We start from the raw sequence: 21,258 nt of genomic DNA, 5'->3' as shown, positions 1-21,258 counted from the left end.
CGACGGATGTCCGTGGACCGGCCCGCGCGGGGTGCACAGACTGCCCACCACGCGGTCGGCCATGCCGCCGGCGAGCGCCGTGCACCGCTCCCACACCCGTGGGCTCCACCCGAAGGAGTGCCCGTGTCCTCCCCCACCTTCAGAGCAGTCGCCGCGGCCGTGGGCGCCGCGGCTCTGGCACTGGCCGCCGCCGTGACGCCCCCGGCGGCGGCCGCGGCCCCCGACGCCACGTACACGATCAGCGTCGGATCGCCCGTGCCGTACGCACACCCGACGGACACCCCCGCCTCGCCGTACGTCGACAAGGACGGCACCTTCTACTTCCAGCAGTCGGCCGCCCTTTACGGGGCGAAGGACCCCCGGTACTGGGACTTCTTCACCGGTAGCGACATGGACAGCGCCACCCGGTCGAGCGCGATCAGCGACGCGGTGAACCCGGCGAACGCCAACGACAAGAACAACGACACCACTTGGCGCTGCAACAACAGCCCGACCGGCCTGGAAGCCACGTACGCCGTCGGCAACGCGGGTTACTCGCAGAAGAACTACTGCGATCTGTCCGGAATGTGGGTCGACCCGGACACCGGCGACTGGTACGGCCTGGTGCACAACGAGTTCAGCCCGGCGCCCTTCAACGACGGCATCCACTTCGATGCCATCGACTACGCGGTGTCCAAGGACCAGGGCCGCACCTGGACCGTCAAGGACCACGCCATCACCTCGCCGTACAGCACCAAGCGCGGCGACACCGCACAGTTCCCGCACGAGACGTACTCCTACGGAGACGGCGACCAGCGCCTGTTCGTCGACACTGCCTCGGGCTACTTCTACGTCTACTACGGCTCGCGGATCGTGGCGAAGGGCGGCAACTGGGAGGACAGCCTCGCCCATGTGGCACGGGCCCCCATCTCCTCGAAGATGGCCCGGGGATCCTGGCAGAAGTGGTACGACGGCCACTGGTCGCAGCCGGGTGTGGGCGGCCTGGAGAGCAACATGGTCCCCGTCGACGGCTCAAGTGCCAGCGGGTACACGCCCGTTGCGGGCGACTACAGCCCCGCCAACGCCGGCACCGTGAGCCAGCAGATCGCGGCGGGTCAACTCCCCTCCAAATCACCGCTGTTCGTCATGAACATCACCTACAACGCCTATCTCGGTCTCTACATCGGCGAGCCCGAGGCCGTCAACGGGACGGCTCCCCAGCGCTTCTACGCCACCGACGACCTGGCGAGCCAGAAGTGGCGCCTGATCGGCGACACCGGCGGCTACACCAACAACTCGTGGTACCGCTGGTTCCTCGACGGCGCGAACCGCACCAGCTCCACCATCGTCGGCAAGACCTTCCGCTCCTACTGCTCCATCGACTGCGGGGGCGGCGCGGACGGCGAGTACGTGGACGTCACCGTCGGCTCGTCGGCGCCCGCCGCGCCCCCGGTCGACGTGACCAAGTCCTACCGGATCGCCAGCGGCGACGGCCGTGTCCTCGCCCAGACCGCCGGCGGATCGGCCACCACCTCGGGTGCGTCGCCCACCGGATCGGCCCTGGAATCCTGGGTGTTCACCGCGAACGGCGACGGCTCCTACCGCATCGCCAACGCGTCCACCGGCCAGCTCCTCGGTGTGCCGGCCACGTCCAAGGCCGGTCGCGCCTGGGGCGCCAAGCCGACGGTCGCCGCCGGGACGGGCGCGCCCACCGTCGGACAGCAGTGGTTCATCGTCCCCGTGGCCTCCACCGGCTCCTACCGCCTCGTCAACCGCTTCAGCGGTCTGGTCCTCGGCATGTCCTCGGCGTCCGGCCGGTCCGCCGAGACCACCCCGACCCGCAGCTGGACGGACACCACGGGCAGCGCGGTCGGCGGCGCGAGGAGCGCGGCCGAGCAGACCCTCACCCTGACCCCCACCGGATCCGCCCCCGGCGGTCCCCTCGACGGCACCCACACCCTGACGGCCTCGGGCAAGTCCCTCGACAACCCCGGCCACTCGACGACCCCGGGCACCCAGCTCATCACCTGGGGCCCCAACGGCGGCGCCAACCAGCAGTGGACCCTCACCCGGCAGTCCGACGGCGGCTACCAGATCGTCAACGGCGAGTCGAAGCTGTGCGTCGACGTGAGCGGCGGCTCGGGGGCGGCCGGCGCCAAGGTGATCCAGTGGACCTGCACCGGAGGCGACAACCAGCACTGGCTCATCGCGGCCGCCTCGGGCGGCGGCTACACCGTGCGGTCCAAGTCCAGCGGGCTGCTGCTCACCACGGCGTCGGCGGCCGACGGCGCCCTGGTCACCCAGCAGCCCGCCGACGGCTCGGCACTCCAGCGCTGGGCCATCGGCTGAGGGACGGGCGGGCGGCGGGCACCACTTGAACGATCAAAATCGTGGGGGGTTAGCATATGAGCGCCGCCTAGCTCGAAAGATGAACCTGTGACTGTCAATGACGACTCGTTCACCAACTGGAAGAACCGCGAGGAGATCGCGGAGTCGATGATCCCCATCATCGGGAAGCTGCACCGCGAGCGGGACGTCACGGTCCTGCTGCACAGCCGCTCCTTGGTGAACAAGTCGGTGGTCAGCCTTCTCAAGACCCACCGATTCGCCCGCCAGATAGCCGGCGAGGAGCTCTCGGTCACCGAGACCCTGCCCTTCCTGCAGGCTCTGACCACCCTCGATCTCGGCCCCTCCCAGATCGACCTCGGCATGCTCGCCGCGATGTACAAGGCGGACGACCGCGGCCTGTCGGTCGCGGAGTTCACCGCCGGTGCCGTCGTCGGCGCCACCGGTGAGAACAAGATCGAGCGCCGCGAGCCGCGCGACGTCGTCCTCTACGGCTTCGGCCGCATCGGCCGCCTCGTCGCGCGGCTGCTCATCGAGAAGGCCGGCTCGGGCAACGGGCTGCGCCTGCGGGCCATCGTGGTCCGCCAGGGCGGCGAGCAGGACATCGTCAAGCGCGCCTCCCTGCTCCGCCGGGACTCCATCCACGGCCAGTTCCAGGGCACGATCACCGTCGACGAGGCGAACAGCACGATCATCGCCAACGGCAACGAGATCAAGGTGATCTACGCGGGCGACCCGTCGGAGGTCGACTACACGGCGTACGGGATCAAGGACGCCATCCTGATCGACAACACCGGCAAGTGGCGTGACCGCGAGGGCCTCTCCAAGCACCTGCGCCCCGGTGTCGACAAGGTCGTCCTGACCGCGCCCGGCAAGGGCGACGTGCCCAACATCGTGCACGGCGTCAACCACGACACCATCAAGCCGGACGAGCAGATCCTGTCCTGCGCGTCCTGCACCACCAACGCGATCGTGCCCCCGCTGAAGGCGATGGCCGACGAGTACGGGGTGCTGCGCGGCCACGTGGAGACCGTCCACTCGTTCACCAACGACCAGAACCTGCTGGACAATTACCACAGCTCCGACCGGCGCGGCCGTTCCGCGCCGCTGAACATGGTCATCACCGAGACCGGTGCCGCCTCCGCCGTCGCCAAGGCGCTGCCCGACCTGAAGGCGCCGATCACCGGCAGCTCGATCCGCGTCCCGGTGCCGGACGTCTCGATCGCCATCCTCAGCCTGCGGCTCGGGCGCGAGACCACCCGCGAGGAGGTCCTCGACCACCTCCGCAACGTCTCGCTCACCTCGCCGCTCAGGCGCCAGATCGACTTCACCACGGCGCCCGACGCGGTCTCCAGCGACTTCATCGGCTCGCGGCACGCCTCGATCATCGACGCGGGCCCGACCAAGGTCGACGGCGACAACGCGATCCTCTACCTCTGGTACGACAACGAGTTCGGCTACTCCTGCCAGGTCATCCGGGTCGTCCAGCACGTCTCGGGGGTCGAGTACCCGACCTACCCGGTGCCGGTCCTCTGACCGCACCCGCCCGGTGACCCGGAGGGCGACCCGATGCACACGGCATCCGGTCGCCCTCCGGCGTTCGCGGGCCGTCCGGCGGGCTCGTTCCGCCGATGCCGCCTATCGTGAAGAGCACAAGATCGAAGAGGCATCACGCGGGCAGGTGCATCTGTGAACGGGTCCGGCATCGACTTCGAGGCGGTCTTCCGGGCGCTGCCGGCCCCGGTGGCGCTGCTCACGACCGACCTCGTGTACGCCGACGTCAACGACGTGTTCCTGAGCACGACGGGCCGCCGCCGTGCGGAACTGGTCGGCCGCTATCTGTTCGACGTCTTCCCCGACAACCCCGGCGACCCGGGCGCCAGCGGGATGCGCAATCTGGAGGCGTCGCTGCGCCGGGTGGCCGCCACCGGCGAACGCGACGCCATGGCCCTTCAGCGCTACGACGTGGAGGACCCGACACGCCCCGGGGTCTGGGTGGAGCGGTACTGGAGCCCGGTGAACACCCCCGTGTTCGACGCGGAGGGCAAGGTGGTCCTGCTTCTGCACCGTGTCGAGGAGGTCACCGAACTCATCCGCGCCCGCGCCCGTACCGGCCCCACGGACGGCGAACGGACCAGAGTCCTGGAGGCCGAGCTGTACAGCCGGGCCGCCGAACTCCAGGAGGTCAACGAGCAGCTGCGCCAGGCGCACGCCCGTGAACACGAAGTGGCCCTCTCCCTGCAGGCCGCGATGCTGCCCGCGCCCGGGCCGCTCGGAGAGCGCCGTGCCGCCGTGCGCTACCTGCCCGCCGTCGGGGCCCTGAACGTGTGCGGCGACTGGTACGACCTGGCCGAGCTGGCCGGGGGCCGGCTCGCGGTCGCCGTCGGTGACGTGGTCGGGCACGGGCTTGCCGCGGCCGGGGTCATGGGTCAGCTGCGCAGCGCGCTGAGCGCCGCGTCACGAGTGGCCGAAGGCCCCGCCCAGGCCCTGGAAGTGCTCGGCCTGTACGCCCGTTCCGTGGCGGGGGCCGAGTCGGCGACCGCGTTCCTCGCCGTGATCGACTGGGACGGTCACACGCTCACCTACAGCAGCGCCGGGCATCTTCCCGCGGCGCTCCTGCATGAGGACGGCGGCGTGGAGTTCCTCGACGGCGCGACCGACCCGCCGCTGGGCGCCCGCCCCGAACACGTCGCCCGCCCGCAGGCCACGGCGGCTTTCATCGAGGGCGCGTCGCTCGTCCTCTACACGGACGGCCTCGTCGAGCGCAGGCACGAGGACATCGACACCGGTCTCCGCCGACTCGCGGGGTCTCTCGCACACCACCACGGAGCGGCTCCAGAAGCCCTGGCGGACGCGGTCCTCGCGGACCTGATCCCGGCCGGGGGAGCCACCGATGACACGGCCTTGATCGTCATCGGTCTCTAGGCCGCCCTTGACGTCAAGGGCGTACTTCCCGGACCGCACCCCTCACGGGTACGGCACGGGAAGCTCTCGTACGACGCGCCGGGCGGGCGGCACTCCATGGAGTGCGCCCGCTCCGGTCGCCGTCTACCAGTAGTGTCGCCGCCCGCCGACCGCGTGGCCGACGGATCCGAGGAGCCACAGGATGGCGCCTATGACCAGCAGAATGATGCCGATGGTCCACAGGATGGAGATGCCGGCCACGAAGCCGACGACGAGCAGGATGCTTCCGAGGACGATCATGATGTCCTCCGATCTGGCAGAAGGGTTCCAGCTCCTACTCACCAGAGTAGATCCGAGCCCGGCACAAGGGACCGGTCGCGCACGGCCAAATCTGTCCCGGCCGTCCGGGGGTCCGCCCGCTAGCCGTTCGACAGGCGGAGCTGGAGGTCGACCTCCTGGTCGCCCGCCGCGCTGCCCGCCGTCTCCACGGAGAAGGCCGCGGCGAGGGTGTGGCGCAGCCGTTCCACGGCCACCGGGCCGCCCTGGAGGTCGGCGGTGACGGGCCCCGCGAGCACCACTCCGGCGACGTCGGCCGGAGCGTGATCGGCGCGGAAGCTGCCGGTCCAGGTGGCGGGCCGCGGGCCCTCGCGGCGGCCCGGCACGTCGTTGTCGCGGTCGGAGTCGAAGTGGGCGGCGAGGACGTCGAAGACCGCGTCCGCGTCGGCCGCGGAGCACTCGCCGAGCATGACGTGCACCAGGTCGGGGGAGTCGGCCCCGGCGGCGGGGGAGGCCGGGGAAGCTGAGTCGTTCACGCTGTTCTCCGTGGTTGTTGCTGGGTGGGTGGATGTCGGGGTGAGGGGCCCGGTCCCCGGCGGGTGCCCGCGGGCTGTGCCGAGGCGCGGGGTCAGACGCGGCAGAGGCAGAAGGGGTGGCCTGCCGGGTCCGCGTAGACCCGGAAGCCCCGTTCGCCGCCCCGGTCGTCGAGGTCGAGCGGGGTGGCGCCGAGCGAGAGGACCTGCTGCTCGGCCGCGTCGATGTCCTGGACGTCGAAATCCAGGTGCGCCTGCTGGGAGTTGCGGTCCCCGCGCGGCCACTCCGGCGGGGTGTGGCCGGGCGCCCGCTGGAAGGCGATGCGGTGCCCGCCCGTGGCGTTCAGTTCGTACCAGTCCTCGTGGTCGTTCTTCACCTCGCCGCCCAGGACCGCCGCGTAGAACGCGGCGAGCGCCTCGGGGTCGGGGCAGTCCAGGGCCACGAGGCAGTAGGTCGCGATGGGCATGCCGGTCTCCTCGGATGTGTCGTCGATGTCGATGCGCCGATGTCGATTCAGAGTTCGCGCAGGGCGGGGAGCAGCTTCTTCTCCGCCCAGTCGATGAAGGGGAGTTGATGCTCGCCGCCGACCTGGATGAGGGCGATCTCCGTGAAGCCGGCCTCGGCGAAGGGGCGTACGGCTTCGACGAAGTGGTCGACGTCGTCGCCGCAGGGGATGGCCTCCGCCACGTCCCGCGGGGTGACGAAGCTGGTGGCTCCCTCGAAGGCGGAGGGGCCGGGCAGTTCCGAGTTCACCGGCCAGCCCGCGAACGCCCAGCGGAACTGGTCGTGGGCCCGGGCGATCGCCGCGTCCCGGTCGGGGTCGTAGCAGATGGGCAACTGCCCTACGCGGGGCTTGCCCTGGCCGCCGTGGCGGTCGAAGGAGTCGATCAGTTCCCTCTTGGGCTCGGTGGCGATGACGAGGTCCGCGAGCCGGCCCGCGAGCGAGCAGGACCGCTCGCCCGAGACGGCGACACCGATCGGCGGCAGCTCGTCCGGCAGGTCCCACAGGCGGGCGTCGGCGACGTCGAAGTAGGCGCCCTGGTGGTTGACCGTCTCGCCCGCGAACAGCGCGCGGATGATCTCGACGGCCTCTTCGAGCATGTCGAGGCGCACCTGCGTGGTGGGCCAACCGCCGCCCGTCACATGCTCGTTGAGGTTCTCGCCGGAGCCGAGGCCGAGCCGGAAGCGCCCCTGGGACAGCGACTGCATCGTCGCCGCCTTCTGCGCGACGACGGCCGGGTGGTAGCGGACCGTCGGACAGGTCACGTACGTCATCAGCGGAATCCGGCTGGTCGCCTGCGCCGCCGCGCCGAGGACGCTCCACGCGTACGGGGCGTGGCCCTGGGACTCCAGCCAAGGGAAGTAGTGATCGGACGTGACGGAGAAGTCGAAGCCCGCCCGCTCGGCCGCGACCACCCCTTCGACGAGGGCGCGGGGGCTCGCCTGCTCGGTCATCATCGTGTAGCCGATTTGCACCATATTTCACCCTTTGCCGAACCGCTCCAACCGAAACCTCCGCCTTCACCCGGCCGTCGGCACCCCGGGTACCCGATACGGCGGCGGCCACGCGGTCGGGAGCCGTTCGACGGGTCCCGGCGCGGGCGGCAGGTTTCGGTCGCGCGGGCCGGGCAACCCGCCCAGCAGGCACGGTCATCCCCGCAAGGAGTCGTCGTGGTCCTCGTAGCCGTTCTGCTGCCCAACCTGCTGCTGGTCGCCGTACTCGCCCTGGGCCGGTACGAAGAGCTCATGCTCGGCGGGGGTGAAGCCGCGTCGGAGCCACCGAAGCGGCACCTGGTCGCCGTGCCGGACCTGCCGGCCGCCGAGCCCACGCCGGAGCGGGAGGAAGCGACCGGGTACGGCCGGCGGACCGCCCGCGGCCGACACGCGGCATGACCCCCGGGCCGCGGCCACGAGATGTCGCGGGCCGCGAACGGCGGCATGATCGACGAGGGACGGCACCCCGGCACCGGCCCGGCGGTGCGTGAACCGGCGGCACCCTGGCAGTGAACGAGGCAGCACCCCGGCAAAGGCGGAACGAAAGGCATGAGCGCATGGCACGCGCGGCTCTGTTCGACGTCGACGGCACCCTCGTCGACACCAACCACCTGCACGTCGTCACCTGGTGGGAGGCGTTCCGCCAGTCCGGGCACGACGTGCCGACGCACGACATCCACCGCGCCATCGGACTCGGCTCGAACGACCTCATCGAGCGCCTGCTCGGCGAGGACCGCGACCGGGACGAGGACGAGGACGAGAAGCTCACCGCCGCGCACACCGCCCTGTACGGCACCTACTTCGAGCGCCTGCCCCCGCTGGAGGGCGCCCGTGACCTGCTGCGCCAGCTGGCGTCGCGAGGCTGGCGCATCGTGCTCGCCACATCGGCGGGCGGACCGGAACTGAAGGCGCTGCGCCGGGCCATCGACGCCGACGACGTCATCGCGGGCGTGGCCAGTGCCGACGACGTCAGCGAGGGCAAGCCCGCCCCGGACCCGGTGCACCGGGCGCTCGAACTGGCCGGGGCCGAGCCCTCGGAGGCGGTGTTCGTGGGGGACACCGTGTGGGACATGGAGGCGGCCCGATCGGCGGACGTACGCGCCATCGCCCTGCTCGCGGGCGGAATCGCCCGGGCGGACCTCGAAGCGGCCGGAGCGCAGGCCGTGTACGGCGACCCCGCCGAACTGCTCTCGCACCTCGACACCAGCCTCTTCGCCCAACTGGAGAGCACGGACTGACCCGGCCTGCCGGCACGGCCGCGCCGCCCGGCTCCCCTCGGCACCGCGATGCCGGCAGTGCGATCGGGTGGTGGGCGGCGCGGGCGAAGGTGTGCCGTGCCGCTGGCCGTCGTCCGGCCCGTCAGGCGAGCTGCGGCAGCACCTTGGTGCGGTAGAAGTCGAAGAAGCCCTGCTGGTCCTTGCCGATCTGGTTGATGTAGACGGTGTCGAAGCCCGCGTCCACGTACTCCTTGACCGCCGCCACATGGGCGTCCGGATCCGGCCCGCACGTGACGTTCTCGCGTACCCGGTCGGGCGTGACGAGCTCCGACGCCTGCTCGAAGTGGCGCGGGGTGGGCAGGATTTGAGGCAGTTCCCCGGGCAGCTGCTCGTTGGCCCACAGCCGGTGCGCGGTGCGGACCGCCTCTTCCTCGTCGGCGCCCCAGCAGACCTTGAGCCCGGCGTACACCGGCTTGGTGCCCCCGCCGCTGCGCCGGAAGCGCTCGATGGACGCGGTGTCGGGCGACATCGTGATGAAGCCGTCCCCGATCCGCCCCGCCACCTCCGCGGCCAGCGGCCCGAAGGCGGAGACGTCGATGGGCACGGGCTCGTCCGGGACGGTGTAGAGACGCGCGTTCTCCACCGTGTAGTGCTTGCCGTGGTGGCTGACCTGCTCGCCGGTGAAGAGCTGGCGCATCACCCGGACGGCCTCCTCCAGCATCTCCAGGCGGACCGGGGCCTCCGGCCACGAGTCGCCCAGGATGTGCTCGTTGAGGGCCTCGCCGCTGCCGATGCCCAGTCGGAAGCGCCCGCCGAGCTGCACGGCGCTGGTGGCCGCGGCCTGGGCGATCACGGCGGGGTGCGTCCGGATGATGGGGCAGGTCACCGCGGTCTCCACCGGGAGCGAGACGGCCTGGGACAGTGCGCCGATCACGGACCAGACGAACGGGGCCTGCCCCTGTTCGTCGTTCCACGGGTGGTAGTGGTCGGAGATCCACAGCGCCGAGAATCCGGCCTGTTCCGCCATCCTCGCCTGCTCCACCAGCTCGGCGGGGGTGTGCTCCTCGGTGGACAGGAAGTAGCCGTATTCCGTCATCGGAGACTCCTCGGGGGTGGTGAGCGGAATCCCTGTCCGGGTGGCCGCGGAACGGGCCGGGAAACGGCCCGGGTCCATGATTTCGGCGGCGGACACCGGCGCTCACACCAGTCACCCTAAGCGCGGCCGTGACCCCGCGCATGCCCGGGCCGAGGGGCACCGGGACCCGGCGGCCCGGCTGGCGGGGACGCCCCGGCTCGGGTAGCCGTAGAGGTGTGGACACCCAGGTCAGGGGTACGGGCGGGGGCGCGGACCGAGGGCAGCCGGAAAGGCATGACCCCGCACCGCTGTCCGCGCGGTGCACTGAGACAAGGAGCGACATCATGAAGGTGGCATTCCTCGTGGCGACGGAAGGCATCGAGCAGATCGAGCTGACCGAACCCTGGAAGGCCGTGGCCGACGCCGGCCACACCCCCGAACTGGTCTCCACCGAATCCGGGCGCGTCCAGGCGTACAACCACCTGGACAAGGGCGACACCTTCCCGGTGGACCGGACGGTCGGCGACACCGGCCCGGACGACTACGACGCGCTGGTCCTGCCCGGCGGCGTCGCGAACCCGGACGCGCTGCGCCTGGACAAGGACGCGGTCGCCTTCACCAAGGGCTTCTTCGATCAGGGCAAGCCCGTGGCGGCCATCTGTCACGCACCCTGGACGCTCGTGGAGGCCGACGTCCTGCGCGGCCGCACCCTCACCTCGTGGCCGAGCCTGCGCACCGACATCACCAACGCGGGCGGCACCTGGGTCGACGAGCAGGTCAAGGTGTGCACCGGCGGCCCCAACACCCTGATCACCAGCCGCAAGCCCGACGACCTGAAGGCCTTCTGCGCGGCCTTCCTCGACGCGTTCGGGAACTGACCCACCACGGAAGGCACCCCGCACGGCCGGGGTGCCCTACGCATGTGTGCCGCATGTGTGCCGCGAGGTTTCCCCGCCCCCACCCGTGGTAGTCGGAAGTGCGTTCCTTACGTACGAAGGGACGAAGGCGCCGGACGGGTTGGGACCATCAGCCGCCGGCGCCGCCCTTGTCCGGACCCTTCGGTCACGGGGCGGTGGCTTCGGCGGTGATGAGGTCGATCACGGAGGGGAAGCCGCCCTCGGCCAGGGCCTCGCGCTGGCGGTCGGCGCCGTTGCCCTGGCGCAGCAGCCGGTGGATGAGCGAGCCGACCTCGCGCTCGTCGCCGGACTCCTCCAGTTCCCGCGCGATGTGCTGGGTGAGCTGGCACAGGGTGTCGCCGGCAGGGCGCGGACGGCCCGCCGAGTCGATCAGGGTGCCGCCCAGGCCGTGCCGGGCGGCGTGCCAGATCGCGGCCTGCAAGAGCTCCGGCGCGCACTGCGGCTCGGGCTCGCCCGCCTTGTGCTCGCGCAGCGCGGTGGCCGCGAGCGCCCGGACGATGCCCGCGAACATCACGGCGTCGTCCGCCCTCAACTGCACGTCCAGACACCGCAGTTCGAGGGTGGGATAGCGCTCCGAGAGCCGTGCCTGCCAGTACAGCTGGCCGGTGTCCAGGATGACCTTGGACTCGACCAGGGCCCGGGTGCGCCGCTCGTAGTCCTCGAGGTCGTCGAACCGGGGCGGCGGACCGCAGACCGGCCAGCGGCTGAAGACCGGGGTGCGCCAACTCGCGAAACCGGTGTCCCGTCCTTGCCAGAAAGGGGAGTTGGCCGACATGGCGAGCAGCGTCGGCAGCCACACCCGGATCCGGTTCAGGACGGACACGGCGACCTCCCGGTCCGGCATCCCGACGTGTACGTGCATGCCGTTGATGAACTGCTCCTCCACCAACTGCGCGGCGCGGGCCCGCAGATCCTGGTAGCGCGGCTCGTGCGTCACCTCGGTGGGGGCGGAGCCGGTCAGCGGGGCCGCCGCGGTCGCCGCGAGCCGGCAGCCGTACCGCTCCGCCGCGGCGCCGATGGCGTGCCGCAGGCGCAGGAGGTGGCCGCCCACCTCGTCGAGGGACTCGCAGACCGGCGTGGCGACCTCGACCTGGGCCAGGAGCAGCTCGGGCTGTACCTCGCGCTCCTGCACCATGGGTTCGAGACCGGCGGCCGCACGCACCTCGTCGGACAGCGGTGCGGGCAGACCCGAGTCCGGGTCCACGAGCAGATACTCTTCTTCGACCCCAATGGTGATCACGAGATGTGAGTACCCGCTCCGGGCTGACCGTACGCGATGCCCGACGCACGGTCGGGCCGTCGTGACGGCGCTGCCCGGCACCGCCCGCCGGGGGCCCCGCGCCTCAGGCGTCGCTGAGGCACCGCGCGTCGGCCGGCTCGGCCCGCTCCGCCCGGGACTGGGGCCGGGTGTCGAACCGGGGCAGGGCCGGAACGCTCGCCGCCGCGGCGAGGGCGGGGCTCGGCGGCAGCGGGCGCAGGGGACGCAGCTCCTGGGGCTGAGCGGTCAGCGTGAACCACACGACCTTGCCGCCCGGCGTGTTCTGGGTGCCCCAGCTGTCGCTGAGGTGGGCGACCAGGGCGAGGCCGCGGCCTCGCTCGGCGAACGGCTGCGGGCCGTGCAGCCGGGGCAGCCGGGGGTCGCCGTCGGCGACGGACGCGGTGAGCTGTCCCCGGGCCCAGCGCAGTTCCAGGACGCACTCGTGGTCGCCCTGGGTGTGGCGGTGGACATTGGTGAGGAGCTCGGTCACGCCGAGGCTGACGGGCTGGATGATGCTCTCCAACCGCCAGTGACGAAGATGCGCGGCGACGATGCGGCGGACCTGGGGTATGCGGGCCGGCGTCGCGTCGAGGCCGAGCGTGTACTGGCGGGGACTGTCGATGGTGAACACTGCGACTCCCTTGTCGGCGGGAGCGGCTCGCCGGCCACTCCCACGTCCGCAGCCACGCGAGGACTACCAGAAGTAGCCGGTTGGGCACAGCGCGGATTCCTCCAGCATGACCCGTACGGCCGCATTCGCAACACGGGGCGGCGAGACCCCGAAGGAGCGGCCCCGAGCGCCCGTCACGGCGGGGCCGGCGGGCACCGACGGCTCGGCGGCGCGATAGTGGAGGGGGCTGTGGCCGGTGCGTCGGCCCTGTGATCGGCCCGCCGGAACTTCTGGAAGCGAGGGCTTTCGTGACGCCCCCATCAACTGACTCCACCGCCCGACTCGGCTCCGGGGCACCGGTGTTCGGCGCCCCGTGCTGGGTGAGCCTGATGGCCCGCGACCTGGACGCCGCGCTCGATTTCTACGGCGAGGTGATGGGCTGGACCTTCGGCCCCGTCAAGCTCGGCGACGAATTCCGGGTCGCGCTGGCCGGCGGGGCGCCGGTCGCCGGCATCTCCGCGCTGGCCTCGGCGTTCCAGGTCGCCGTCGCCTGGACCCCGTATTTCGCGGTCGAGGACGCCGATGTCACCGTGTCCCGCATCCGCGAGCGGGGTGCCACGGTCGCGGTCGGCCCGGTCGCGGTGTATACGGGCCGGGGAGCGCTGGCCGCCGACCGCGACGGGGCGGTCTTCGGGATCTGGCAGGGCCCGCTCGTCTCGAACTGGGAGAGCTGGCGCGACAGCGCTCCGGCCTGGACCCGGCTGCACACCCGGGACGCGTTCGACGCGGCGATCTTCTACGGCGAGGTCCTGGACTGGGCCTGCGGCCGTCCTGGCTGCTGCGATGTCCGCTACGAGCGCGACGAGGTCGTCCTGTGGCACGGCGGCCGGGTCGTCGCCCGGCTGACCTCCGGTGCCGTCGGGGCGGCCCCCGACCCGAACCTGCGGCCGCACTGGCACACGCACTTCGCCGTCGACGACCCGCACGCACACGCCGAACGGGCCCGCGCGCAGGGCGGCACCGTCCTCGCCGAAGGCACCTCGCCCACCGGCCCCTGGGCGCGCATCAGCGACCCCGACGGCGCCACCTTCACCCTCAACGGCAAGGGATAGCCGAGCCCGCGCGTTGCGCCGTCCCGGCCGGCGCGGCACGATGCCCGGGCGGGGGCCCGGGTCCGGTACCGATCGTGGAGGTGGCCTTCGATGTGCCGACTGTTCGGACTGAGCAGCGCTCCGCGCCGCAGTCACGCCACGTTCTGGCTGCTCGACGCCCCCGACAGCCTCGCGGTACAGAGCCACCGCGATCCGGACGGTACGGGCCTCGGCTACTTCGACCCCGACGGTACGCCCGAGGTGCGCAAGGCGCCGGACGCGGCGTACCAGGACCGGGACTTCGCCCGCGAGGCCCGCCGGATCAGCTCGACCACCTTCCTCGCGCACATCCGTCTCGCCTCCACCGGTGGCCTGACCGCCCCCAACACCCACCCCTTCGAGCAGGAGGGGCGGCTGTTCGCGCACAACGGCGTCGTCGAGGAACTGGCAACGCTGGAAGCCCACTTGGGGCCCGACATGTCACTGGTGCGGGGCGATACGGACTCCGAGCGGGTGTTCGCGCTGATCACCCGGGAGATCCGGGACGGCGGCGGGGACATCGGCGCCGGCATCGAGCGCGCCATTCGCTGGATCGCCGCCCAACTCCCCCTGTACGCACTCAACTTCGTCCTGACCACCCCGGGCGAGCTGTGGGCCCTGCGCTACCCCGACACGCATGAGCTGTACGTGCTGGAGCGCGAGGCGGGCGGCCCGCACGGGACCCGGCACCTGGACCACAGCGGAACGGCCGGCCGGATGCGCGTCCACTCCGAGGACCTCGCCGACGTCCGGGCGACCGTCGTCGCCAGCGAGCGCATGGACGAGCATCCCGACTGGCGGCTGATGGAGCCCGGCGAGCTGCTCCACGTCACCCCCACCGGCCGCGCCGACCGGCGCCTCGTGCTGCCCGGCCCGCCGGCCCGTCCGCTCCGGCTGGCCGACCTGACCGACCGGGCCGCCCACTCGCAGAAGGCGGGCGGGTGAGCCGCGGTCAGCGGCCGAGTGCCTTGCGCAGCTGCTGCTTGTTCATCGACGAGCGGCCCTCGATGCCGCGCTTCCTGGCCTCTTCGTAGAGCTGGTCCTTCGTCGGCCCCTGGGCGCCGCTGTGCGAGCGCTCGCCGCCGCGCTGGTAGGCCGACTTCTTGTCCTGCGTCGACGTCCTGCTCGCCGTTCTGGACTCGCCCGAGCGCGCGCGCTCCTTGTTCACGGTCCGTGCGGCGATCTCCTTCGCGCGCTTGGCGGAGGCCCCGCGGTCCTCGGCGCTCTCCTTGATGTGCTCGTACTGGCGCTCCCGCTTGGGGCTCGAACCTGCCGGCATGACGTCTCTCCTCACTTCCGCGACCCCGGCCTGCCTGGGGTCCGCGCGGACTGTCCGGGTACGGCCCGGCGCCGCTCGGGAGCGGGCCGCGGCCCGTGTGTCAGTTCACTGCGACGTGTCACGGAACGCGACATCAGTGCGTCTGGGCGGGTGAGCCGGATCCCCTAGGCGCGGTGCTCCGGATCCGTGGGCTCCCGGCCCTGCGAGGCCTCGGGCGGCTGCCAGGAGTCCGAGCCCGGCTGCGGTTCCTGGGGCGGCATCGGCTTGCGGGCCGTGCGGCGGCTCCCGAACCAGAAAGCCGCGATCAGGACGGCGACGATGATGACGCCCACGCCGGTGAACAGCCACGTCGTCGAGGACGAGGCAAGTGTCTGTGAAGCAGCGAAACTGGTCATGAAAAGCGCCTACCCCCTCAGTGACCCGCCTGACACCGAGTTGCCGACGACTTCCGGCATCCGGCCCCTACGTCCGACGTGCGCTGACTGTGGGTGACGGCTCGGGATGCGAGGGTCTCGGGGCGCTGTTTCCCTGGGGGTATCCGTAACCCCCCATGTGCAGGAGTGATCATGAGCGTCGCAGACGAGTTCGGTGCCCGTGCGCAGCAGATGCGTGAGAAGGCGGAGCAGCTGGAGCAGGCCGCCGAGCGTGCCTCGGACCCGGCGGAGCGCCAGCGTCTGAAGGACAAGGCCCACCGGCTCAAGGAGCAGAGCAGGATGCAGGGCGACAGCACCGGCATCGACCCCATGTGAGCTCCGGCTCGCCACGGCCGCGGCGGCTCCTCGCGCACCAGCGGGAGCCGCCGCGACGCGTTCGCCGGGTCAGCCGGTCAGGACGCCCGGCAGGGCGAGAGCGCCGAGCAGGGCCGTGCCCACCAGGAGCCAGGCGATGTAGTCGCCGATGTGGCCGGAGTGCAGTCGGCGCAGCGGCCACATCCAGGCGTGCGGCTCCCGGCCCGGCGGGCCCTGGACCGCCGCTCCGGCGAGCGCCGCGCCCAGCGCGGCCGAAGCGGCGCCCAGGAGCAGGCCGGTGAGCGTCCAGTGCGGTGAGTACGTCGACGCGGCGCCGAAGCCCCGGCCCACCGCCCTCGCGAGCCCCGGCACCAGGCCCACGGCGAGCGATCCGGCGAGCAGCACGGCCGGGACCGCGGTCATCGTGACCGGCACCCGGCCGATCCGGCCCTCGGTCTCGGGCTCCTCGCCCCCGCCGCCCGTCTCGTGCCCCGGGTCGCTCGGCGGCATGGGTCCGAGCCCGAAGAACACCCGCGCCGCGACCCGCAGCACCGCGCCCGCCGTGACGGCGGAGACGGCCACGAACAGGACGGTGAAGCCGATGCCGCCCGCCTCCTCGACGACCGACTTGCCCAGCCCCGTACCGAAGGGCGGAAGCCCGGCCAGGGCCAGCGCGCCCGCCAGGAACAGAGCGGCCACGACGGGCAACTCCCTTGCCCTGCCGTGCAGTTCGTGCTCGTCCACGCTGCCGTACCGGTCGAGCAGGATCCCCGTGCAGGCGAACAGGGCGGCCTTCGCGCCCGCGTGGCCGAGGACGTAGAGCGCCACACCGTCGGTCGCCTGGGGCTTCATCAGGCCGATGCCGACCAGGAAGAGACCGGTGTGCGCGACCGTCGAGTACGCCAGGAGGCGTTTGATGTGGCGCTGCTGCCAGCACATCAGCGCGCCCACGAGTGCGCCCAGGGTGCCGAGCACCAGGAAGGCGCGTCCGGCGTCGGGTGCGGGCACCCCGCCGGGCCCGGCGAACACCGTCGTGCAGACCCGCCATACCCCGTACAGGCCGAGCTCGACCATGACCCCGGAGAGCAGCATGCACACCGGCGTCGGGGCCACCGCGTGGGCGTCCGGCAGCCAGAAGTGGAACGGCAGGGCGGCGGCCTTGACCAGGAGGCCGGTCAGGACGAGGGCGAAGGCGGCGAGCACCAGCGCGTCGGGCCCGCCGTGCGCGTCGAGCTGCTGCCCGATCCGGCGCATGTTGAGCTCGCCGGTGCGCGCGTACAGCAGCACGATTCCGGTCAAAGTGGCGTACGCGCCAAGGGAGTTGAGCACTCCGAAGGTGAGCGCGCCCTGGACCGCCTTCTTCTCCTCCACGCGGTAGCCGGTCAGGGCGTACGCGACCACGCTCATCAGCTCGAAGAAGACGAACGCGTTGAAGAGGTCCCCGGTGAGCGCGAATCCGCACATGCCGGCCTGGAAGAGCAGTACGAGCGCGGGGAAGGACCCCGCGTGCCGGCGCGGCGGCTCGTCGAAGTAGTGCCAGGCGTAGGCGAGGACGGCGACGACCAGGACGGAGACCAGCGCCGCGAGACCCGTCCCGGGTCCGTCGCCGACCAGGGCGATGCCCACGCCCTCGCCGCCCTCGGGGCGCCAGCCGCCGACCCATTCGACGGCGTCGGGCGAGGAGTTGAGCAGCAGCGCGATCGTGAGCCCGGCGGTGGCCGCCGCGACGGCGCAGCCCACCGACTCGGCCGCGATGCGCGGGAGCCGCCGCCCCGCCGCCACCAGGACGGCGGCGCCCAGCAGGGGCAGGGCCACGACCAGGGGAAGCAGTTGGTTCATCCGCGCAGCTCGGAGAGTTCGTCCGGGTTGACCGTGCCGTGCCGCTTGGCGACCTGTATCACCAGGGCGAGCAGCAGGGCGGTGACCGTGGCGCCGACCACGACGTCGGTGAGCGCCAGGGCCTGGACGACCGGGTCCACCAACGGCCGCGCGCCCGGCTTCACATCGGAGAAGACCGGCGCCGTGCCGCCGTCGCGGTACCCGACCGCGAGCAGCAGGACATAGGTGGAGGACTGACAGACCGTCAGGCAGCCCACGGCGTGGACCAGATGACGGCTCGTGGCCAGGCCGTAGCAGCCGACCAGGAAGATCCAGCCGGCCACCAGATACGGAACCGCGTTCATCACGGTCGGTCCACGCCCCCGTTCATGATTGCTTCCCTTCCTTCCGTGCGGGCCCCTGCTCGATCTCGACGGCCTGGTCGAGGAAGCGGGCGAGCAGCACGACCACCGCGGCGGCGACCTCCATGCCGACCGCCGCGTTGAGCAGCGGCACCGTCCCGCCCGAGGCAAGGGTGTTGAAGGTGCCCAGCGGCAGGGTGTTGGCGAGGAACGCGGAGCCGCCCACCAGCCCGGCGATGCCGAGCACGACATAGGCCGCCTCGCCCACCGCGTCCGCCACTTCGTACTGGCCGACCGGCCGCAGGCGTTCCAGGGCGCGGTAGTCCGCCCCGATGTACAGCAGGTGCAGGGCGGTGGCCAGGACCACCCCGCCCTGGAAACCGCCGCCGGGGCTGAGCTGGCCGTGCGCGATGACGTACAGGCCGCAGAGCAGGGCGACGGGCAGCATGATCCGCGCGTAGCGGCGTACCGGGGGAGCGATCCTGGCCGGGGCGGGCGGCACCTCGCGTTCGTCGCGGGTCTGGCGCAGCAGGACGACGGTGCCGAGCACCGCGCCGAACAGGATGCTCTCCTCGCCCAGGGTGTCGAAGGCCCGCAGATCGAAGTTGACGGACGAGATGACGTTCGCGGTGTGCCGGGAGAGCGCGGCCGCCACCGCCCGCTCGCCGTAGGGGTGCCGCTCGCCGCCGAAGCGCGGCAGCCGCACGTAGGCGGCGACGAGGAGGACGGCCACCGCGAATCCACCCGTGGCGAGCACCCACATGCGCAGGCGCCGGCTCATCGCTCACCCTCCTCGCGCTGCCCCCGACGGCGTACTTTGCGTACGGAGAGCAGGATGAGCAGCGGGGTCAGAGCAGAGCCCACCGCGAGCTGGGAGAGGCCCACATCAGGTGCCTGGAGGACGGTGAAGAGCACCGCGAGGGCCAGTCCGAGCACCGCGAGCACCAGGGCCTGGCGGGCCGGATCGCGCACCACGACGGCGGCCGTCGCCGAGGCGGCGACGAGCAGCAGCGAGATCAGGGTCAGGGCATCAGTCACGGTCGGCCGCCGCTCCCTTGGGGAAGCCGCCCGACAGCGCCCGGGAGGCGATCACGTTTCCGGCGACGAGCAGTGCGCCGACCAGGACGAGCTTCACCGTCGCGCGGCCCGCCCCGGTGTCCACGCACATCGCCACCACGACCACGAAGGCGGCCGAAGCGGCCGCCACTGTGAGCGGATTGGCGTGCGGCGGATCGTCGTCGAGGTCCTCGCCGAGCAGCCGCGCGTACACCAGCGTGCCGGCCGGGCCGAGCACGGCGAGCACCAGCGCGAGATCGACATAGGACGGCCGGGCGTACGCCTGCGAGAGCAGCAGCATCACCAGGCACACCACCGAGGTGCCGAAGTTCTGGGCGACCACCCGGCGTTCGAGCGGGCCGGTGGCCACGCCCCACACCACGGGGCCGAACCCCGCGGCAAGGAGCACCGTCGCCGCCACGAGCCAGCCGTTCACGAGTCCCTCATCGCCCGGCGCGCGGCCCGCGCGGCGACCGCCGCGAGGAGGGCGGCCCCGGCCCCGACGAAGCATTCCAGTGGGTCGATCGTGCTGATGAGCACGAGCCATCCGCCCGTCAGAAGCACCCACCACGCGAGGATTTCGCCGGTGGCGGCCACTGTTCGCCCCATCCCCGTATCCCTCCACGCCCGCGCCTGGTCCGGCTGTCCCACCCGCCGCGACGGGCCTGTTCATGAAAGCACCGCCGACCGGCGCGCTCCCGACGGCGCGCTGCCGGTGCCTTCGGCGAGCACCCCTGGTGACCGGCCCGTCGGCGGGCATCCAGTACCCGGCATCCCCGGTGCCAATCGCCCGGCCCGGTCATGTGCCCGTCATCCGGATGGCGGCCCAGGGAACCGGCATACAAGGCCGGCACCGGGATACCTGGCTAGGGTCGGAGGCGGAAGAGTCCGGCTCCGGCGCCCGCCGCCGTCGTGCCGCGCGGGGGCGGTCACCACCCGGGGTGGCGGCGCACGGAGACCCCGTCCCGGCCTCGAAGAGAGGTACTGGCAGATGGACCCGTCGCACGTCTGCGCCTCAACCGCACCGGGCCGGCCCGGAGGCCGTGATGACCACGCCCCCGCCTGAGCGCGGCGGCGACCCCGAGCCCGCCGAAGCGACCCCCGGGGGGCCCTCGGCCACGGGCGCACGGTCCCGTGCGACCCGGATCGTGTTCGGCAGGTCCTGGCTCTCCAGCGGCTTCGGCCTCGGCCTGGGCGCGACCCTCGCGTGGCTGACCGTCCAGACCGTCCTTGAGGTCGGCAGCCTCCTCACCCTGCTGCTCCTCGCCGTGTTCATCGCGCTCGCCCTCGAACCGGTCGTCGCCTGGCTCACCCGGCACCGGCTGCGCCGGGGCTGGGCCGTGCTCGTGGTCATCATCGTGCTGCTCGCGCTGTTCGCGGGGTTTCTCGCGCTGGTCGTGCCCCCGGTCACGGACGAGGTCAACGCACTGATCAAGGCGGTGCCCGACTGGCTGAAGCAGCTGCGGAACCACGACTCGGCGCTCGGCAGGTTCGAGGACCGCTACCACGTCCTGCAAAAGGCCAAGGACCAGTTCTCCAACGGCGGGGCGGCGGGCCTGGCGGGCGGTCTGCTCGGCGCGGGACGGGTGGTGGTCGGGGCCGTGACCTCGGCCGCCGTCGTCATCGTCGTGACGATCTACGTGATGGCGTTCCTGCCGTCGCTGAAGCGCTTCTTCCTGCGCTTTGTCGCGGCCCGCAAGCGCCCGCACGCCCAGGAGGTCACCGACGAGATCCTGATCAGGGTGGGCCGCTACATGCTCGGCAACGTACTCACCTCGGTGATCGCGGGGCTCGCCACCTTCATCTGGTGCGTGGTCACCGGCGTCCCCTATCCGGCGGCGCTGGGCGTGTTCATCGCGCTGATGGACCTGATCCCGATCGTGGGCACCACGATCGGCGGCCTCGTCGTCAGCCTGGTGGCGCTCTCGGTGTCCTTCCCCGTGGCCCTGGCGACAGCAGGCTTCTACGTCGCGTTCCGGGTCGCCGAGGACTACCTGATCGTGCCCCGCGTGATGAAGTTCGCCGTGGACGTCCACCCGCTGGTCACGGTGGTGGGCGTGCTGTTCGGCGGCGCGCTGCTCGGCATCGTGGGGGCCCTGGTCGCCATCCCGGTCGCCGTGGCGATCGGCCTGATCCTGGACGAGCACGTCTTCTCCCGGACCGACGCGTCCTGAGCCGCGGTCTCGTGGGCCGTCGTGTCCAGAGTCGTGGTCTCGTGGGCCGTCGTGTCCGGAGCCGTGGTCTCGTGGGCCGTCGTGTCCCGGGTCCGTCGTAG

At 72.0% G+C, this 21,258-nt stretch carries 25 protein-coding genes; 10 read left to right on the top strand and 15 right to left on the bottom strand.

Features of this window, described 5'->3' with window-relative positions; translation table 11 throughout:
* Positions 1-123: 123 nt before the first annotated feature.
* From ACFYZA_RS27480 to ACFYZA_RS27470, 3 genes are all read left to right on the top strand, one after another.
* A complete protein-coding gene (locus ACFYZA_RS27480) occupies positions 124-2,328 on the top strand; it encodes an RICIN domain-containing protein (protein WP_388493248.1) in 2,205 nt (734 codons plus the stop codon).
* An 87-nt stretch (positions 2,329-2,415) separates the two neighbouring features.
* Positions 2,416-3,861 (top strand): glyceraldehyde-3-phosphate dehydrogenase, encoded by a 1,446-nt coding sequence (locus ACFYZA_RS27475; RefSeq protein ID WP_382591157.1) that lies wholly within the window; start codon positions 2,416-2,418, stop codon positions 3,859-3,861.
* A 153-nt stretch (positions 3,862-4,014) separates the two neighbouring features.
* Positions 4,015-5,250, top strand: coding sequence for a PP2C family protein-serine/threonine phosphatase (locus ACFYZA_RS27470; protein WP_388493245.1), 1,236 nt, complete (start codon positions 4,015-4,017; stop codon positions 5,248-5,250).
* A 123-nt stretch (positions 5,251-5,373) separates the two neighbouring features.
* On the opposite strand, the gene ACFYZA_RS27465 is transcribed toward ACFYZA_RS27470, so the two are convergent.
* The 4 genes from ACFYZA_RS27465 to ACFYZA_RS27450 form a co-directional block, all read right to left on the bottom strand.
* The gene (locus ACFYZA_RS27465) at positions 5,374-5,529 is read right to left on the bottom strand and encodes a DUF6131 family protein (protein ID WP_388493243.1); all 156 of its coding nucleotides are present in this window, start codon (positions 5,527-5,529) and stop codon (positions 5,374-5,376) included.
* 119 nt (positions 5,530-5,648) lie between these two features.
* Entirely contained in the window at positions 5,649-6,041 is a 393-nt protein-coding gene (locus ACFYZA_RS27460) for a hypothetical protein (RefSeq protein WP_388493242.1), read from the bottom strand.
* A gap of 92 nt (positions 6,042-6,133) precedes the next feature.
* Entirely contained in the window at positions 6,134-6,505 is a 372-nt protein-coding gene (locus ACFYZA_RS27455) for a VOC family protein (RefSeq protein WP_388493240.1), read from the bottom strand.
* Positions 6,506-6,552: 47 nt separating this feature from the next.
* Positions 6,553-7,518, bottom strand: a complete 966-nt coding sequence (locus ACFYZA_RS27450) for an LLM class F420-dependent oxidoreductase (protein WP_388493238.1) — start codon at positions 7,516-7,518, stop codon at positions 6,553-6,555.
* Positions 7,519-7,710: 192 nt separating this feature from the next.
* Here ACFYZA_RS27450 and ACFYZA_RS27445 point away from each other — a divergent pair, with 192 nt between their 5' ends.
* Both ACFYZA_RS27445 and ACFYZA_RS27440 read left to right on the top strand, forming a co-directional pair.
* Positions 7,711-7,932: a hypothetical protein gene (locus ACFYZA_RS27445; RefSeq protein ID WP_382591141.1), complete on the top strand. Its 222-nt coding sequence runs from the start codon at positions 7,711-7,713 to the stop codon at positions 7,930-7,932.
* Between the two features lie 158 nt (positions 7,933-8,090).
* Complete coding sequence (locus ACFYZA_RS27440) at positions 8,091-8,771, top strand: HAD family hydrolase (protein ID WP_388493237.1); 681 nt, start codon at positions 8,091-8,093, stop codon at positions 8,769-8,771.
* 121 nt (positions 8,772-8,892) lie between these two features.
* Here the strand turns inward: ACFYZA_RS27440 and ACFYZA_RS27435 are convergent, their stop codons facing one another.
* Positions 8,893-9,846, bottom strand: coding sequence for an LLM class F420-dependent oxidoreductase (locus ACFYZA_RS27435; protein WP_382591135.1), 954 nt, complete (start codon positions 9,844-9,846; stop codon positions 8,893-8,895).
* Positions 9,847-10,169: 323 nt separating this feature from the next.
* Between ACFYZA_RS27435 and ACFYZA_RS27430 the strand changes: the two genes are divergently transcribed.
* Positions 10,170-10,703, top strand: coding sequence for a type 1 glutamine amidotransferase domain-containing protein (locus tag ACFYZA_RS27430; RefSeq protein WP_388493235.1), 534 nt, complete (start codon positions 10,170-10,172; stop codon positions 10,701-10,703).
* Between the two features lie 184 nt (positions 10,704-10,887).
* Here ACFYZA_RS27430 and ACFYZA_RS27425 read toward each other — a convergent pair whose 3' ends face one another.
* Together ACFYZA_RS27425 and ACFYZA_RS27420 are read right to left on the bottom strand one after the other, a co-directional pair.
* Positions 10,888-11,982: a glutamate--cysteine ligase gene (locus ACFYZA_RS27425; protein WP_382591129.1), complete on the bottom strand. Its 1,095-nt coding sequence runs from the start codon at positions 11,980-11,982 to the stop codon at positions 10,888-10,890.
* A 103-nt stretch (positions 11,983-12,085) separates the two neighbouring features.
* Positions 12,086-12,631 carry an ATP-binding protein gene (locus tag ACFYZA_RS27420; RefSeq protein WP_382591126.1) on the bottom strand — a complete coding sequence of 182 codons (546 nt, stop codon included), beginning with the start codon at positions 12,629-12,631 and terminating at the stop codon, positions 12,086-12,088.
* 368 nt (positions 12,632-12,999) lie between these two features.
* Between ACFYZA_RS27420 and ACFYZA_RS27415 the strand changes: the two genes are divergently transcribed.
* Both ACFYZA_RS27415 and ACFYZA_RS27410 read left to right on the top strand, forming a co-directional pair.
* Positions 13,000-13,722: a VOC family protein gene (locus ACFYZA_RS27415; RefSeq protein WP_382591123.1), complete on the top strand. Its 723-nt coding sequence runs from the start codon at positions 13,000-13,002 to the stop codon at positions 13,720-13,722.
* A gap of 90 nt (positions 13,723-13,812) precedes the next feature.
* Complete coding sequence (locus tag ACFYZA_RS27410) at positions 13,813-14,685, top strand: class II glutamine amidotransferase (RefSeq protein WP_382591120.1); 873 nt, start codon at positions 13,813-13,815, stop codon at positions 14,683-14,685.
* Positions 14,686-14,692: 7 nt separating this feature from the next.
* Here ACFYZA_RS27410 and ACFYZA_RS27405 read toward each other — a convergent pair whose 3' ends face one another.
* Together ACFYZA_RS27405 and ACFYZA_RS27400 are read right to left on the bottom strand one after the other, a co-directional pair.
* Positions 14,693-15,019, bottom strand: coding sequence for a plasmid stabilization protein (locus ACFYZA_RS27405; protein WP_382591117.1), 327 nt, complete (start codon positions 15,017-15,019; stop codon positions 14,693-14,695).
* A 164-nt stretch (positions 15,020-15,183) separates the two neighbouring features.
* A complete protein-coding gene (locus tag ACFYZA_RS27400) occupies positions 15,184-15,414 on the bottom strand; it encodes a DUF6479 family protein (RefSeq protein WP_382591114.1) in 231 nt (76 codons plus the stop codon).
* A gap of 171 nt (positions 15,415-15,585) precedes the next feature.
* Between ACFYZA_RS27400 and ACFYZA_RS27395 the strand changes: the two genes are divergently transcribed.
* Entirely contained in the window at positions 15,586-15,768 is a 183-nt protein-coding gene (locus ACFYZA_RS27395) for a DUF6381 family protein (protein ID WP_382591111.1), read from the top strand.
* Between the two features lie 69 nt (positions 15,769-15,837).
* Here ACFYZA_RS27395 and ACFYZA_RS27390 read toward each other — a convergent pair whose 3' ends face one another.
* From ACFYZA_RS27390 to ACFYZA_RS27365, 6 genes are read right to left on the bottom strand one after another with little or no spacing between them, the layout of a single operon-like run.
* The gene (locus ACFYZA_RS27390) at positions 15,838-17,586 is read right to left on the bottom strand and encodes a complex I subunit 5 family protein (RefSeq protein WP_388493232.1); all 1,749 of its coding nucleotides are present in this window, start codon (positions 17,584-17,586) and stop codon (positions 15,838-15,840) included.
* The gene (locus tag ACFYZA_RS27385) at positions 17,583-17,930 is read right to left on the bottom strand and encodes a sodium:proton antiporter (RefSeq protein ID WP_382591106.1); all 348 of its coding nucleotides are present in this window, start codon (positions 17,928-17,930) and stop codon (positions 17,583-17,585) included. Before ACFYZA_RS27385 ends, ACFYZA_RS27390 begins: the two co-directional genes overlap by 4 nt.
* A 22-nt stretch (positions 17,931-17,952) precedes the next feature.
* Positions 17,953-18,708 carry an MnhB domain-containing protein gene (locus ACFYZA_RS27380; protein ID WP_388493231.1) on the bottom strand — a complete coding sequence of 252 codons (756 nt, stop codon included), beginning with the start codon at positions 18,706-18,708 and terminating at the stop codon, positions 17,953-17,955.
* Complete coding sequence (locus ACFYZA_RS27375) at positions 18,705-18,965, bottom strand: Na(+)/H(+) antiporter subunit B (protein WP_388493229.1); 261 nt, start codon at positions 18,963-18,965, stop codon at positions 18,705-18,707. Before ACFYZA_RS27375 ends, ACFYZA_RS27380 begins: the two co-directional genes overlap by 4 nt.
* Positions 18,958-19,419: a monovalent cation/H+ antiporter complex subunit F gene (locus ACFYZA_RS27370; protein ID WP_388493228.1), complete on the bottom strand. Its 462-nt coding sequence runs from the start codon at positions 19,417-19,419 to the stop codon at positions 18,958-18,960. The genes ACFYZA_RS27375 and ACFYZA_RS27370 overlap by 8 nt, the downstream gene beginning before the upstream one ends.
* Positions 19,416-19,592, bottom strand: coding sequence for a hypothetical protein (locus tag ACFYZA_RS27365; protein WP_382591093.1), 177 nt, complete (start codon positions 19,590-19,592; stop codon positions 19,416-19,418). The genes ACFYZA_RS27370 and ACFYZA_RS27365 overlap by 4 nt, the downstream gene beginning before the upstream one ends.
* A 437-nt stretch (positions 19,593-20,029) precedes the next feature.
* Between ACFYZA_RS27365 and ACFYZA_RS27360 the strand changes: the two genes are divergently transcribed.
* Entirely contained in the window at positions 20,030-21,157 is a 1,128-nt protein-coding gene (locus tag ACFYZA_RS27360) for an AI-2E family transporter (protein ID WP_388493225.1), read from the top strand.
* The last annotated feature ends 101 nt before the right edge of the window (positions 21,158-21,258 follow it).

It is taken from the genome of Streptomyces sp. NPDC001828, assembly GCF_042892175.1.
In the GTDB taxonomy this organism is placed as follows: Bacteria; Actinomycetota; Actinomycetes; order Streptomycetales; family Streptomycetaceae; genus Streptomyces.
Note: the sequence above shows the minus strand (reverse complement) of the source record. Positions and strands in the feature narration are given on the sequence as shown.